General features: G+C 66.6%; 12 protein-coding genes. 1 reads left to right on the top strand and 11 read right to left on the bottom strand.

Annotation, left to right across the window (positions count from 1 at the left end):
• The 7 genes from OHB24_RS14990 to OHB24_RS14960 all read right to left on the bottom strand — a co-directional run bounded on the left by OHB24_RS14990 (position 1) and on the right by OHB24_RS14960 (position 10,005).
• Positions 1 to 1,788, bottom strand: a complete 1,788-nt coding sequence (locus OHB24_RS14990; protein ID WP_327639617.1) for a peptide ABC transporter substrate-binding protein — start codon at positions 1,786 to 1,788, stop codon at positions 1 to 3.
• A gap of 111 nt (positions 1,789 to 1,899) precedes the next feature.
• Positions 1,900 to 3,465: a malate synthase A gene (aceB, locus tag OHB24_RS14985; protein ID WP_327639616.1), complete on the bottom strand. Its 1,566-nt coding sequence runs from the start codon at positions 3,463 to 3,465 to the stop codon at positions 1,900 to 1,902.
• Between the two features lie 10 nt (positions 3,466 to 3,475).
• Positions 3,476 to 5,500, bottom strand: coding sequence for an alpha-amylase family protein (locus OHB24_RS14980; RefSeq protein ID WP_327639615.1), 2,025 nt, complete (start codon positions 5,498 to 5,500; stop codon positions 3,476 to 3,478).
• The gene (locus tag OHB24_RS14975; RefSeq protein ID WP_327639614.1) at positions 5,497 to 6,960 is read right to left on the bottom strand and encodes a hypothetical protein; all 1,464 of its coding nucleotides are present in this window, start codon (positions 6,958 to 6,960) and stop codon (positions 5,497 to 5,499) included. The genes OHB24_RS14980 and OHB24_RS14975 overlap by 4 nt, the downstream gene beginning before the upstream one ends.
• Positions 6,957 to 7,772, bottom strand: coding sequence for a carbohydrate ABC transporter permease (locus OHB24_RS14970; RefSeq protein ID WP_327639613.1), 816 nt, complete (start codon positions 7,770 to 7,772; stop codon positions 6,957 to 6,959). Before OHB24_RS14970 ends, OHB24_RS14975 begins: the two co-directional genes overlap by 4 nt.
• The gene (locus OHB24_RS14965) at positions 7,769 to 8,701 is read right to left on the bottom strand and encodes a carbohydrate ABC transporter permease (RefSeq protein WP_327639612.1); all 933 of its coding nucleotides are present in this window, start codon (positions 8,699 to 8,701) and stop codon (positions 7,769 to 7,771) included. Before OHB24_RS14965 ends, OHB24_RS14970 begins: the two co-directional genes overlap by 4 nt.
• 5 nt (positions 8,702 to 8,706) lie before the next feature.
• Positions 8,707 to 10,005, bottom strand: coding sequence for an ABC transporter substrate-binding protein (locus OHB24_RS14960; RefSeq protein WP_327639611.1), 1,299 nt, complete (start codon positions 10,003 to 10,005; stop codon positions 8,707 to 8,709).
• A 137-nt stretch (positions 10,006 to 10,142) separates the two neighbouring features.
• On the opposite strand from OHB24_RS14960, the gene OHB24_RS14955 reads away from it, so the two are divergent.
• The gene (locus tag OHB24_RS14955) at positions 10,143 to 11,165 is read left to right on the top strand and encodes a LacI family DNA-binding transcriptional regulator (protein WP_327639610.1); all 1,023 of its coding nucleotides are present in this window, start codon (positions 10,143 to 10,145) and stop codon (positions 11,163 to 11,165) included.
• Here OHB24_RS14955 and OHB24_RS14950 read toward each other — a convergent pair.
• From OHB24_RS14950 to OHB24_RS14935, 4 genes are all read right to left on the bottom strand, one after another.
• Entirely contained in the window at positions 11,146 to 11,838 is a 693-nt protein-coding gene (locus OHB24_RS14950) for an HD domain-containing protein (RefSeq protein ID WP_327639609.1), read from the bottom strand. The two genes, OHB24_RS14955 and OHB24_RS14950, sit on opposite strands and share 20 nt — an antisense overlap.
• The gene (locus tag OHB24_RS14945; protein WP_327639608.1) at positions 11,835 to 12,662 is read right to left on the bottom strand and encodes a hypothetical protein; all 828 of its coding nucleotides are present in this window, start codon (positions 12,660 to 12,662) and stop codon (positions 11,835 to 11,837) included. Before OHB24_RS14945 ends, OHB24_RS14950 begins: the two co-directional genes overlap by 4 nt.
• An 88-nt stretch (positions 12,663 to 12,750) precedes the next feature.
• Positions 12,751 to 13,608, bottom strand: a complete 858-nt coding sequence (locus OHB24_RS14940; protein ID WP_327639607.1) for an LLM class F420-dependent oxidoreductase — start codon at positions 13,606 to 13,608, stop codon at positions 12,751 to 12,753.
• A complete protein-coding gene (locus OHB24_RS14935; protein WP_327639606.1) occupies positions 13,605 to 14,162 on the bottom strand; it encodes a TetR/AcrR family transcriptional regulator in 558 nt (185 codons plus the stop codon). The genes OHB24_RS14940 and OHB24_RS14935 overlap by 4 nt, the downstream gene beginning before the upstream one ends.
• Positions 14,163 to 14,188: the final 26 nt, after the last annotated feature.

The raw sequence follows: 14,188 nt of genomic DNA, 5'->3' as shown, positions 1-14,188 counted from the left end.
TCAGCTCCCTACGCTCAGCGACTTGAGGTAGAAGTAGTCCGGGTAGGCCCGCAGTTGCAGACCGTGCACCTTCGGCTTGACCGCGTGGAAGAGGCTCAGCCAGAGCACCGGCAGGTACAGGTACTGCTCCTCACGCAGCTTCGCGGCCTGCTTGTACAACTCCATCCGCTTCGCGTCGTCCGCCGCGGTGTTGGCCTTGTCGACCAGCGTGCCGATCTCCCGCGCGGGCTTCGAGGCGTGCCCGGCGAGGATGGCGTCGAGCTGTGCGGTCTTGTCCGCCGGCTTGAGTTTCTTGTCCTCCTGCACGGACTGGTACTTCTGCCACTGGTCGCTCGGCAGGCTGATCTCCTGCACGTTCTTCGGCGACCACAGCGAGCCGACCATCGTCGGCCACGTCGGCAGCCCGGCGAACGTGCCGTAGTAGAAGCCGATGTAGTTGCCCTTCTGAACCTGCCAGCGTCGCTCGGTGTACACACCGGACTCGACGTGGTCGACACTCGCCTTGATGCCGAGCTGCTTGGTCCAGCTGTCCACCATCGCGTCGGCGAGAGTGGTGTCCGGTACGCCGACGAGGATCCGCACCGGCGGCAGGCCCTGGCCGTTCGGATAGCCGGCCTCCGCGAGCAGCCGCTTCGCTTCGGCGACGTCCTCCTTGATCCCGAGGCTTGCGTCCCAGCCCCCCGTCCGGCTGGTCACCAGCGAGACACCCGGCTCCTGACCGGGCTGAACGCCGGCCAGGGTCTTGCGGTCGAGCGCCAGCGACAGGGCCTTGCGGACCCGTACGTCCTCCATCGCCGGGTGCTGACTGCGCAGCTTCGCCAGGTAGAGGATGCTGTAGTTCTCGGTCTGCTGGAGCTCCTTCGACAGGTTCGCGTCCTTCTGGAACCGCAGTACGTCGGGCCCGGCCAGCTGCACCAGATCGGTCTCGCCGTTCTCGTACGCCACGGTCGCGGTCGCGGCCGCACTGGGCTCGACCAGGTTGACCTGGATCCGTCCGATCTTGACGTTGCCGCGGTCCCAGTACTTCTCGTTCGGCACCAGGATCAGCTTCGAGTTCGGGACCCACTCGGTCACCGTGTACGGCCCGTTGGACACGTAGTTCGGGGGGTTCTGCCAGTCCTTCGGCTTGCTCTCGACCAGGTCCATCGGCAGCGGCAGCATCGCCGGGTGGGTCAGCGCGAGCAGGAAGTCCGGGTTGGGGTTGGACAGGGTGAGCACGAGCTCGTGGTCCCCGTTCGCCTTCACACCGACCTGCGACCAGTCGGTCAGTACGCCGGAGAGAAAGTCCTTGCCGCCCTTGATCCCGGTCGAGACCTGGTAGCTGTTCGCGCCGAGCGTCGTACCGCCGGCCGAGGTCGCCGCAGGGGTGAACAGCCGCTTGTAGGTCCGCTCGAAGTCCTGTGCGACAACGGGCTTGCCGTCGGACCACTGCGCGTTGTCGCGCAGCGTGAAGGTGTAGGTCAGGTGGTCGTCGGAGACCTTCCATTCGGAAGCGACGGCCGGCAGCACTCCGTCACCCTTCTCGTTCTGGGCGACCAGGCCCTCGGAGATCCCACGACTGAGGATCCACATGCCGTTGGTGATCACCTGCGGGTCCAGCACCTCGACCGGGACGTAGTCGATCTTCAGCGTCGACTGGCCGTCGGCCGCCTTGCTGTCGTCACCGAACAGACCGCAACCGGTCAGCGACCAGCTGCCGCCGATCGCGGCCATGGTCAGACCGGACAGTCGCAGGAAGTCGCGCCGGGTCTGGCCGGCAGGGGGAACCGAGCTCGCGCGTTTGGCCATGGAGTGTCGCCTTTCTGGCGTCCTGAACTCGACTTATGGCGCGACCGTAGGGCCGTACGAGCGTCGATGTCAACGCTTTACGGCCATTACCGTAATTGATCTAGATCGGTGTCAGCTGAAGCGTTCGTACGCCGGGAGCGTCAGGAAGTCCACGTACTCGTCGGCGAGCGCCACCTCCAGGAACAGGGCGCGAGCGGCGTCGTAGCGCTCCGGCGTCCCGAGTTCGGCGATCTCCTCGTCGGCGATCCGCTCGACCAATTCGGTGGTGACCGTATCCCCGGAGTCGAGGGTGACCTCGTTCCGGCGCCACTGCCAGATCTGCGACCGGGAGATCTCGGCGGTCGCCGCGTCCTCCATCAGGTTGAAGATTCCGACGGCGCCGGTTCCGTCGAGCCAGGCGGCCAGATACTGGACGGCGACGCTCACGTTGCTGCGGAGGCCGGCTTCGGTGACCTCACCCGGCGTGGCAGCGACGTCGAGCAGCTGCTCGGCGGTGACGGCGACCTCCTCGCGCAGTTTGTCGAGCTGGTTGGGCTTCGAGCCGAGAACCTTGTCGAAGACGGCCTTGCAGGTCTCGACCATGCCCGGGTGCGCGACCCACGAACCGTCGAAGCCGTCGCCGGCCTCGCGGGTCTTGTCGGCCTCGACCTTCGCGAACGCCTGCTCGTTCACCGCCGGGTCCTTGCTCGGGATGAACGCCGCCATCCCGCCGATCGCGTGTGCGCCGCGCTTGTGGCAGGTTCGCACCAGCAGCTCGGTGTACGCGCGCATGAACGGCACCGTCATCGTCACGCTGTTCCGGTCCGGCAGCTGGAAGTCCTTGCCGCGGGTCCGGTGCGTCTTGATCACGCTGAACATGTAGTCCCAGCGTCCCGCGTTCAGGCCGGCCGAGTGCTCGCGCAGCTCGTACAGGATCTCCTCCATCTCGAACGCGGCCGGGTAGGTCTCGATCAGCACGGTCGCGCGGATCGTCCCGCGCGGGATGCCGAGCGCTTCCTGGGCGGTGACGAACACGTCGTTCCACAGCCGCGCCTCGAGGTGCGACTCCATCTTCGGCAGGTAGAAGTACGGCCCCTGACCGCGATCGAGCTGCGGCTGCGCGGCCGCCGCGAAGTAGAGCGCGAAGTCCACCAGCGAGCCGGACGTCTCCTCGCCGTCGACGAGGACGTGCTTCTCCGGCAGGTGCCAGCCCCGCGGCCGTACGACGATCGTCGCCAGCTCCTCGTCCGGCTTCAGCGCGTAGCTCTTCGTGTCGGTGCTGAAGTCGATGCGCCGGGTGATCGCGTCCAGCAGGTTCAGCTGGCCGCCGACAACGTTTTCCCAGGTCGGCGTGTTCGCGTCCTCCTGGTCGGCCAGCCACACCTTGGCGCCCGAGTTGAGCGCGTTGATCGTCATCTTCCGGTCGGTCGGACCGGTGATCTCCACCCGCCGGTCGACGAGGCCCGGAGCCGCGGGAGCGACCCGCCACTCCGGGTCGTCCCGAACGTCCTTCGTGTCCGCCAGGAACCCCAGCGACGCCCCGGCCTCGATCTCCGCGACCCGCTGCGCACGCCGCTCGAGCAGCTCCCGCCGCCGCCCGTCGTACGCACGGTGCAGCGTCTCGATCAGTCCGAGCGCACGCTCGGTGAGGATCTCGTCGTACCGCTCGCCCATCGGGCCGGTGACCTCGACTGCCACAGGGAACTCCTTAATCAAGTACTACGACTTCGTGATCGGTGATCCGGTCTACCCCGACCGTAATCCAGCCGTCCTGCTCCCGCACGTCCACCTCACCGCCCGAGACGAGGAGCCGCGCCCGGGATCCGCTCGCCCTGATCCTCACCGTGAACGGGCCGGCGGGTGTCAGCTCTTGCAGGCGGCCACGCCAGGCACCGCCTTGATCGAGGTTGACCAGGTGCAGCACGTGCCGGTCGCCCTGCCGGTACAGCTGGCAATCCAGTACGCCGGCGCCTTCGACGCGGAGCGGGATGCCGTCGTGACGGACGAGGTTGGCGAGGACCTGTCCGTGATCGGGGTGGTGGTACTTCGCGTACAACCGGTCCAGGTCGGCCGCGAGGTACGCCGTACGTTCACCGAGGACCAGCGCCGGTACGTCGCTGCGTGACTCCTCCATCCACGACTTCTCCGGCGGGTAGATCGGGAACGGCGGAATCCACGACAACGCTTTCCGGGCCTGGGACTCCACCACCTCCAACTGCCCGCCGAACGGCAGTACGTCGGTGTCACCGTCGAAAACCGATCGGTCTTCGATCCGCAGGTAGCTGTGGCTGTCGTAGTTCTCCCAGTCCGTCACCGTCCCGTCACCGAGTCGCTTGCCCTGGTGCCGGACGCCCAGCAGATCGCCCAGCACCCAGTCGTCCCGGCGATCACCCCACTCGTCGTAGAGCCCCGACTCCCCGGTCACGACGAGCTTCCCGCTGTACGTCCTCAGCTGGTCGCATTGCTCATCCGTCAGCACGCCCACGTTCGGCACGACGAGGACCTCGAACCGTTCGTCCACCTCGGTTGTGGGCAGGTACGGGATGCGGGCGCGAATCAGCGCGTCCACCCAGCCCTTGTACGGCAGCTGGCTGACCTCCTCGGGTTCGTCCCGCCCGTGGAAGTCCACGCTCCGCTGACTCCACAGCAGGCCGACCGTGGCGACCTGCTCCCGATCGACCAGGAACTCCTCGTGCGCCTCGTGCCAGGCGAACAGCGGCTCGGCGGTCGCGTACTGCCGCCGGTCGTCGTGCACCGAGCCGATGTGGTGCCACCACGGCTGGATCCCGCCGGCCCAGCCTTCGATCGCCCACATCCGCGCCTCCGGCTCGGGTTTGCTCCCGAGCCGGAACGTCGGAACGCCGGCGTCGTACATCGCAGTACTTTCCGGAATCAGTGTTTCCGGCCCGAGCAACCCGTGCAGACGTTTTCCGGCGTCGGCGTTCGCCTGGAACCCGGACTCCTCGTGCCGCCACTGCGAGTCCAGCAGGAAGATCGACGCCCGCTTGCAGATCTCGACGTCGTCCCGCAGTCTCTTGCTCTGCGCAACGACCTCGCCCCCGTTCATCCCGATCCACAAGCAGTCCGCGCCGCCCGCTCGGCGCGTCACCTCGTTGTTCAGGTCCCAGACCGCCAGCCGCTGGTCGTAACTCCAGCGGATCCATTGCTTGTAGACCGGGTCCGTCCAGTCCGGCGCGGCCGGCAGCTCCTGGCCGAAACTGTCGCGGCAGTTCGGGCAGTAGCAGATCGAGTCCCGTCCGAGACCGCTCCAGCTGTTGTCGGTCAGACCGTCCGGTGCGCTGCGCTCGATGATCTCTTCGAGGATCCCGGTCAGGAAGTCCTTGTAGTACGGGCCTGTGACGCAGGCGACGTACAGGCGGCCGGCCCGATAGGGGTTGCCGTCGGCATCGACCGCGAACCAGTCCGGGTGTGCGTCGTACAAGGGCTGATGGGCCCGGTTGGAGTCCATCCGGGCGAGCACAGTCAGTCCGTCCTGCCGGGCCAGGTCGACGATCTCGCCGTACAGGTCGCGATCGCCGAGGTACTCCGCCCGGTGGTGCAGCTCGAACTTGCTCGGGTAGTACGCGACGATGCCGCCGGCGTTGACGATCACCCCTTGGACCTTGGTACGCCGCCAGTGCTCCCGCCACCACTCGGCGTCGTACCGCGCCGGGTCCTTCTCCGTGAGGTTGGTCTGCGCCCACCGCAACGTCCTTCGGTACCAGGGCTTCACGGAAGACTCCGGACCGCGTCGCCGGCCCCGGAAAGATTCTCCAGCAGCATTTCCGAGTATTTCCGGCTCAGTACGACGCCCTCGGCGCCGCCCTCGAACGCGGCCAGCGTCGCGTCTCGCACGGACTCCCGGGTGCAGCGGGTCAGCTCGCCCTCGTTGTCGTCCCAGTTGATCTTCGTACCGAGGTCCCGCGGCGCCTCCAGCCCGCGCTGCTTCGCGACCCCGACCGGGATGTCGATGTCGATCCCCGGGTAGATCTTGCTCTGCCCGCCGACGCCCGCGACGGCCCGCTCGGTCTCCCGCCGTACGTAGTCCGCGGTGAATCCGGTCTGCGGCAGCTTCTCGTAGTCTCCTTCGTCGAGCTGCAGCAACTTCATCATCAGCGGGTAGACGTCTTCCGGCTCGGCGTCGGCGAACAGCGCACCGCAGATGCTCTTCACCCAGGTGAAGAACCGCGGACCCGCGCAGTTGTTGTAGATGACGGCCTTGATGAAGTCCGAGAACTTCGCCATCTCGGCGTAGTCCTGGTCCGCCCGGTAGAACGGGCTGAACGAGATGTTGTGGTAGACGTGCCAGCCCACCTGCACCTCGGGCGAGATCGCCTTCGCCACCCCATAGATGTCGCGGTACAACTGCCGCTGACTCTCGGTCCACAACGTCTGCCAGGACAGGACCTCGGGGAAGTTCAGCAGGATCCGCCAGAACGTCACGAACGCGCCGTCCACCGGGCGCTCACCGGCGCCGACCCGCTGGTTCCAGTCGACCAGCTCGCGGTAGCCGCGCAGCGCACGATCGACGTCGATGCCCCGTTCGCGGGCGATCCGCCGGCAGTGCGGGCAGAAGCAACCGACCTCGGGGACGTCGACCGTCCCCTGCATCAGCATGTTCAACGGCCCGGGCCGCTCCGAGCACCAGGCCAGCCCGTCGAGCTGATAGCTCTGCACGTAGTCCTCGACGAACCCGAGGTGCCAGTTGCGGTAGTCCGGGTTGTTGAAGCACGGCCGCCGCCCCGGCCGGCCCCACGCGTCCACCTCGAGGACCTTGGCGAAGTTCGGGTACGTCCGTAGCTCGCGCGCGCCGCCGCTCTCCTCCATCCAGGCGAACGACTTCATCCCGCGCTCGCGGGCCTTCGGAATCACCTCGCCGAGCAGATCGAATTCCGGATTTTCCGGAGCTTTTCCGACCGCGCCGAGCACGGTATTTCCGTAGTACTGCGGGTGCGGGGTCGCGTAGTTCCCGCCGACCCAGCCGAGGTCGTACTCACCAACGCCGTGGTCCGGGAGCGGGTGCCCCGGGATCTGCCGCCCGCCGGTGCCCCGGGTCCAGGTCGGCGTGGCCAGGAACAGCGCGTTCACCGCGCCGCGCTCGGCCAGGATGTCGAGTGTCTGGTCGACGCCTTCGTCGACGAACGAAACCGCTCCGATCTGCATGGCAACGAGCCGGTCCGGCACGGTGCTCACCCCTTCATTCCTGTCATCGTGATGCCTTGGATGAAATAGCGCTGGGCAAAGAGGAAGACGGCGATCACCGGTACGACGGACACCGTCGCACCGCACATCAGCAGACTGATCTGGGTGAAGTACTCGCCCTGGAACTGGGCCAGCGCCACCGGCAGCGTCTGCAGGTTCTCGGAATTGATGTAGATCAGCGGGCCGAACAGGTCGTTCCACGACTCCAGGAACGTGAACACCCCGATCGCGGCCAGCGCCGGTTTGGTCTGCGGCAGCATGATCCGCCAGTAGATGCCGAACGTGGACGCCCCGTCGATCTTGCCCGCGTCCTCGAGCTCCTGCGGAACGGTCAGGAACGACTGCCGCATCAGGAACGTCGCGAACACCGGCGTGAGCACCTTCGGCACCCACAGCGGGTACTGCGTGTCCACCCACCCGATCTGCCGGAAAACGATGTACTGCGGGATCAGGTACGCGATGCCCGGGATGATCGAGGTGGCGAGCAGCACCATGAACGCGGCGTCCCGGCCGGCGAACCTCAGCCGCGCGAACGCGTAGCCGGCCATCGACGCGACGATCAGGATCCCGATCACGTTCAGCCCGGCGAGTTTCACGCTGTTCCAGAGGAACACCGGGATCAGCTCGAACACCTGCCGGTAGTTGTCCCAGTGCGCGTCCGTCGGCAGGAACTTCGGCGGCACGCTCAGCACCTTCGCCTCCGGTCGCAGCGAGGCACTGATCATCCACACCAGCGGTGCCAGGAAAACGACGGCGAACAAGGACATCACGACGTACTGCGAGGTCTTGGAGACGAGTCTCATGTGTAGAACACCCACCTCTTCTGCAGCTTCCACTGCAGGTAGGTGACGGCCGCGATCACCGCGAAGAGGATCCACGCCATCGCCGAGGCGTAGCCGACCTTCCCGTAGCTGAACGCGTTCTGGTAGATGTTGAAGATGTAGACGCTGGTGGCGTGGCCCGGCCCGCCCTTGGTCATCACGTAGATCAGGCCGAACACCTGGAACGACGTGATGAACTGCGTGATCAGCAGGAACAGGAAATGCGGTGTCAGCAACGGCAGCGTGATGTACCGCAATCGCTGCCACGCGCCCGCCCCGTCGATCCGCGCGGACTCGAAGTACTCGTTCGGCAGGCCCTGCAGCCCCGCGAGCAGGATGATCATCGGGTACCCGATGCCCTGCCAGACGCTGACCATGATGACCGCCGGCATCGCCCAGCTCGAGCTCGACAACCACTGCGGGCCGTGGATCCCGATCTGGTCGAGCAGTCCGTTGATCACCCCGTTGTCCGGCTGGAAGAACCAGAACCAGACGAACCCGATCGCCACCACGTTCGTCACGTACGGCGCGAAGTACGCTGTCCGGAAGAACGCGACGCCGCGGATCGGGCGGGCGCACAGCAACGCCAGCACCAGGCCGATGCCGATCGTCAACGGGATGCTGGCCAGCGTGAAGTAGACGGTGTTCTTGAAGGTCTGCAGGAACAACGGATCGTTGCCGAACATGTCGGTGAAGTTCTTCAGCCCGACGAACTTCGGCGCCGCGATCCCGTTCCAGTCGGTCAGCGACGCGGCCATCGAGACGAGGATCGGGAAGAACTGGAAGGCCACCACCCCGACCACGATCGGGCTGATGAACAACCAGCCGGTGAGATTCTGCTTGCGCCGCGCCCGGCGTACGTCGGCCACCTGGACGGTGCCGCGGTCGCGCGCCATCGTGACGGTTGCCATCGACATCAACCCTTCAAGGCGTTCTCCACCTGGGACTTGACGCCCTGGAGCACGTCGCTGACGGGTTTCTCGCAGTTGTAGGCGGTGTCCAGCGCCGGCCGGTACAGCTCGCGGGCGCCGATCGTGTTCTTCGTCTGGTTGGTCGCGGTGAGGTGCTTCGCCGCCTCGGCGAACAGCCCGATATGCGCGGGAGCCTTGCCGTTCGGTGCCAGGTCGGCCGCGGCCTTCAGGTTGATCGGCGTGAAGGCGCCGCCCTGGAGCAGGGTCTTGCCGCCCGCCTCGCTCGCCAGGTACTTGAGCAGCTCCCACGCCTGGTCCGGGTTCTTCGCCTTCTTCGGGACGCAGAACACGATCACGCTCGACTCGGTCTTCTGCTCCACGTCAGCAGGCGGCGGAGCGACGTCCCAGGTGAAGTCCTTGATCGTGGTCCGCAGGTACGGCACCGTCCCAAAGGTCGCGAACATCATCGCGAGTTTGCCCTGGGCAAACATCTGGGTCTCCGCGTTGTCCTGCTGCAGCACCGACCACGGCGGCTGCACCTTGTCCTTGCAGGTCAGGTCGGTCGCCCATTGCAGCGCCTCGGCCTCCTTCGAACCAGGCAGCGTGAACTGCGTGCCGTCCTTCGAGAAGATGCCCGTCTCGCTGCCGTGGTTGACGGTGAACGTCTGCTCGTAGCCGGTGTCCAGGTACACGAGAGCGCCGTACTGCTTCTTCGCCGGGTCGGTGAGTTTCTTCGCGGCCGCCTCGAAGTCGGACCAGGTCCAGCCGTCGGACGACCAGGTCGTCGGCGGCAGCGGTACGCCGGCCTGCTTGAAGAGGTCGGCGTTGTAGAAGATCAGCCGCGGCTCGTACCCGAGCACCCAGGCAGTGTGCGAGCCGTCGGGCTGCTTCGGGAACTCGAACGTCTCCTTGGCGAACTGCGACGTGTCGAGCTTGTCCTTCTCGATGTAGGGCTTCAGATCCAGCAGCGCGCCCTGCTGGGAGAAGCCGCGGACGAAGTCGTCGTTGATCCGCATCACGTCCGGCGGGCTGCCGCCGGCGATCAGGGTGCGCATCTTGGTGTCGTACTCCGTGGTGACCGCGGGCTGGATGGTGACCTGCGTCCCGGACTGCTGCTCGAACGCCTGGATCGCCTGCTCCAGCGGGTTGCCCTTCACCTGCTCCCAGTTGAGGAAGGTCAGGCCCTTCTTGTCACCGCCGGCGTTCCCGTTGCCACCGCAGCCGGCCAGCAGGCCGGCGGCCGTCAGTCCCGTCAGACCGGCGAGGAACCTGCGGCGGTTCAGGTTGGAGAGGTTGGTCTGCACCGGAATCTCCCATCCGCGAGGGATGAATACGTATACACTTTAGCTACTGAATACGTATACACAGGTGCTTCGGCGTGGTCAACGGCCCGTGGTGACACTCTTCAGTAGGGTTCACATCTCGAACGAAGGGGGCGGAGATGACACGACCACCGACGAGTCGCGACCTGGCGCGTCTGGCCGGGGTGTCGCAGGCGACCGTGTCGCGGGTGCTCACCAACAACCCGAAGGTCAACCCGGAGACCCGGGCCCGCGTCCTGCAGGTGCTGAAGGACGCGAACTACACGCCGAACGCGCTGGCCCGGGCGATGAAGACCGGCCGGACCGACACCATCGGCGTGTTCATGACGCGGGTGACCAGCCCGTTCCACGCCGAGCTGCTCGACGAGATCGGCCGGGTGCTGAGCTCGATGGGCCTGCACATGATCCTGTGGAACATCGAGCACGACCCCGAGGAGGCGGTCGCGGAGGTGCTCCAGCAGCGACTCGTCGACGGGTTCCTGCTGACGTCGGCGACGTACGACTCGAAGCTGCACACGATGGCGCTCGCGTCCGGGACCCCGACGGTGCTGTTGCACCGCGGGATCGACGGGCTGAACTGCGATCAGGTCGTCGGCGACAACTGGCAGGGCGCGTACGACGCCGGCCGGTACCTCGTCGACGCGGGGCATACCGACATCGGTCTCGTGACGCTGACGCCGACCGGGAACACCTCGCGCGACCGCGACGCCGGCTTCCGCGCCGCCCTGACCGACGCCGGCGTGAAGCTCAAACCGAGCAACGTGATCACGGTCGGCGTGCCGCACGCCGACGGCCACGCCGCCGCCGAGAAACTGCTGTCCCGCAAGAAGCCGCCGACCGCGATCTACACGGTCACCGACCTGCTGGCCTTCGGCATCCTCGACGGCGCCCGCGCGATCGGCGCCCACGTCCCCGACGACGTCTGGGTGATCGGCTACGACAACACCGAAATGGCGGCGTGGGAATCCTTCGACCTCACCTCGGTGGAACAACCCATCCACAGCATCGTCCAAGCCGGCGTCGACCTCCTCCGCCAACGCATCGCCGACCCGGACCGCCCCTCCCAGGTAGTAACCCTCCCCTGCCCCCTGGCCATCCGCGGCTCCACCGCGAACACCCCTCTCAGTCCGGCAAAGGATTGAGCCGAGTTCCGATCAACAGGCCGCCTACGCAACGCGCGTACGCCGCCCTCCCCTGGGGAAATCGCCGGCACTCCGCTCGCCAGACGTCCCTGCACGCTGCGGGGAACCCGGCCCGGTGCGCGCAGGCCGTACGCACGAACTCCGGACCGAGGGCAGTGACCCGCGTCCCCGCCACATCGAGCAGCGACGCAGCCTGCAAGTAGCAGGACAGCTTTGCTCGCGGTCTCCGAATCTCGAGGTGTTCGAAGATCGCTGCCTGGACCTCCTCGATACGCCGTACCGGAGTTCCCGTCGGCGCCGTCTCCCGCACAGCCGCAACGCCGGCCGCGGTGAAACACCTGCCGGCCAACGGCCTGAACAACCCGATGTCGTGCAGCATCGCCGCCACGTAGAACAACTCCGGATCGAGGACGGCTCCGTCGGCCTGCGCCAGCGCCATCCCGAAGCGCCACGTTCTGACCGAATGCTCGAAGAAGGCGCTGCTGAGGATGTCTTGCCCAAGGTCCTCGGCGCTGGAGGTCCACGACGTCGGCTCTGGGGCGGGGAGGATCGCCGTCTCCAGGCCCCGCTTTCCGAGCCGGTACGCCGCCAGCCCGACCATGGTCGAGGCCAGCCGGCCCATCGCAGTCGGCAACAACCGCACTCGGTCCTTGGTGCTGAGAACCTCGTTCATGACTCGGTGGACTCCGCGCCGGCGCGCCACTGTTCGGCAGTCCGAAGTACCCAGTACAGCACGAACAACACGAGCAGAAGGGTCTCGACCACGAGGATCGCCGACGACCTCCAAATCAGTCCGATCGCGAGGCAGATGCACATCGCGATCGCGATCCCGCCGTACGCGCCGGTGAACACCTTCCGCTCGGGAGCCCGCGTAGCAGGCAGATTGCGCTGACCCCTGGTGCTCAGGAAAACGATGACGATGAAGACCGCGAACAAGAGCACGGCGGCGGTGTAGTGCGCGTTGCCGACGAAGGCGTCCCGTGAGGTCGCGAACCAGATGATCCCCGCCAGCCAGAGCAGCACCGAGGTTGCCAGACCCACGACCTGCTTCCAGTCCCACTTCTTTTTCGAGGTCAGCCCGATGTACGCCGAGGCGAGCAGGGCCAGGCCGCCGGCTACGAAGTACGCCAGCATGTTGTTCGAGACATCCGGCTCCGCGTTGCGCGAAACGACGGCTTCCGACCAGCAGCTGCCCGCGTTCGGCGTCGGCACGAAGGCGACGACCGGCGCCAGGAGGCCGCCGAGGTTCAGCAGCACGTCCTTGAAGGTCGTTGCGCCTTTCAGGACGATCATGCAGATGCCGATCGTCACCAGGGAACCGATGAACACCGCGTGCACCGGCGTGTAGTAGTACGCGCTGATCGATCCCTGCCAGCAGTCCGACGCCGTCTTCCAGTGCTCGCGCAGCACCGCGACCGCGAGCATGATCAGGACTCCGATCATCGCCAGCCGCAGGTAGTTGTACGTCCGCTTCTCGAAGTCATCCTGGGAGGCCATGGCCTTCCTCTCTCCCCCTGACGAAAACTCCCCTTACCTGTTCGGATGCTCGGGAAGCGGCGGGAGATACATCTTGGGTGGCTCGATCTCAGGTGAGTTTCGGGAGTACCTCGGCGAGCACTGCGGCATGTTCCTCCGGGCGGGACAGGCCCAGGTTCATCGTGTTCACGCTGATGTGCGTCGCGCCGAGCTGCCGCCACCCGTCCACGAACGCCTGGCGGTCCTGCTCGGGGACGGCGGCGAGGGTGAGCCTTGCCTCGATGCCGATCGACTGCGGATCGCGGCCTGCTGTTTCTGCGGCCTCGCGCATCATCGCGATCTGCTGGCGAGCGTTCTCGTCGGGCGGCGATTGCGGCATCCACCCGTCGCCGATCCGCCCGGTACGACGCAGTACGGCGTCCGCGCTGCCGCCGAACCAGATCGGGATTTCCCTGCCAGGCAAGGGATTCAGCCCGGCCTCGGAGACCCGATCGAACGTGCCGTCGTACGAGATGACCGGATCCGCCCACAGCCTGCGCAGCAGCTCGACCTGCTGGGTCAACCGCGCGCCGCGTTTCTCGAACGGGACACCGAGGGCGTCGTACTCGACCTTGTTCCAGCCGATGCCGACGCCGAGGCGGAGCCGGCCGCCGCTCAGTACGTCGACCTCGGCCGCCTGCTTCGCCACCAGCGCGGTCTGGCGCTGCGGCAGCACGAGTACGCCGGTGACGAGCTCGAGCTCCGTGGTGATCGCGGCCAGGTAGCCGAACAGCACGAAAACCTCGTGGAACAAGGACTTGTCGGTGTACCCGGTCCAGCCCGGGCGGTTCGCCGGATCCGCGCCGAGCACGTGATCGTAGGCGAGCGCGTGACTGTACCCGGCGTTCTCTACGGTCGTCGCCCAGTCGCGCACTACGTTCGGGTCCGCGCCGATCTCGAGCTGCGGGAACACCGCACCGATCTTCATTTCGCTCCTAGCAAGTCGACGAGTCCTTGGACGGCGAGCTCGAACGGTTCGGTCGACCCGGCCGCGCGAGCGAGCACGTACCCACCCTGCAGTACGGCGGCGATCGTCGCGGCGGTCCGCTCCGGGTCCAGCGACTCCGGGAACTCGCCCGTACGCTTGCCCTCAGCAACCACCTCGGCCAGCCTGGAGCGCAACCACTCGAACGTCTCCGCGACCGGGGCCCGCAATTCCGGATCCGCAATGACCTCCGGATCCGCCGCCAGCCGCCCGACCTGACACCCGCGCAGCACATCCCGCTCTCGTCCGAGATACCCGCTGATCCGCTCGGCCGCCGTACCTTCACCGGTCAACTGCACGTCAGCAGCCGCCCGCAACTCGGCCCCCGACCGCTCGATCGCCGCCTTCGCCAGCTCAGCCTTCCCGGTGAAGTGGTGATACATGCTGCCCTGCCCGGCGTCCGCAGCCCGCTGAATCGCCTTGGGCGAGGTCCCCACATACCCCCGCTCCCACAACAACTCCTGCGTACTACGAATCAACCGCTCCACCGTCTCCACCCACCCCACTGTACCCACAGGTACAG

The sequence above is a fragment of the Kribbella sp. NBC_00482 genome, from assembly GCF_036013725.1.
In the GTDB taxonomy this organism is placed as follows: domain Bacteria; phylum Actinomycetota; class Actinomycetes; order Propionibacteriales; family Kribbellaceae; genus Kribbella.
Note: the sequence above shows the minus strand (reverse complement) of the source record. Positions and strands in the feature narration are given on the sequence as shown.

Excerpts from the sequence above, each read along its gene's own strand:
- OHB24_RS14990 (WP_327639617.1), bottom strand. The coding sequence starts at position 1,788 with ATGGCCAAACGCGCGAGCTCGGTTCCCCCTGCCGGCCAGACCCGGCGC.
- OHB24_RS14970 (WP_327639613.1), bottom strand. The coding sequence starts at position 7,772 with ATGAGACTCGTCTCCAAGACCTCGCAGTACGTCGTGATGTCCTTGTTC.
- OHB24_RS14965 (WP_327639612.1), bottom strand. The coding sequence starts at position 8,701 with ATGGCAACCGTCACGATGGCGCGCGACCGCGGCACCGTCCAGGTGGCC.
- OHB24_RS14955 (WP_327639610.1), top strand. The coding sequence starts at position 10,143 with ATGACACGACCACCGACGAGTCGCGACCTGGCGCGTCTGGCCGGGGTG.
- OHB24_RS14950 (WP_327639609.1), bottom strand. The coding sequence starts at position 11,838 with ATGAACGAGGTTCTCAGCACCAAGGACCGAGTGCGGTTGTTGCCGACT.
- OHB24_RS14945 (WP_327639608.1), bottom strand. The coding sequence starts at position 12,662 with ATGGCCTCCCAGGATGACTTCGAGAAGCGGACGTACAACTACCTGCGG.
- OHB24_RS14940 (WP_327639607.1), bottom strand. The coding sequence starts at position 13,608 with ATGAAGATCGGTGCGGTGTTCCCGCAGCTCGAGATCGGCGCGGACCCG.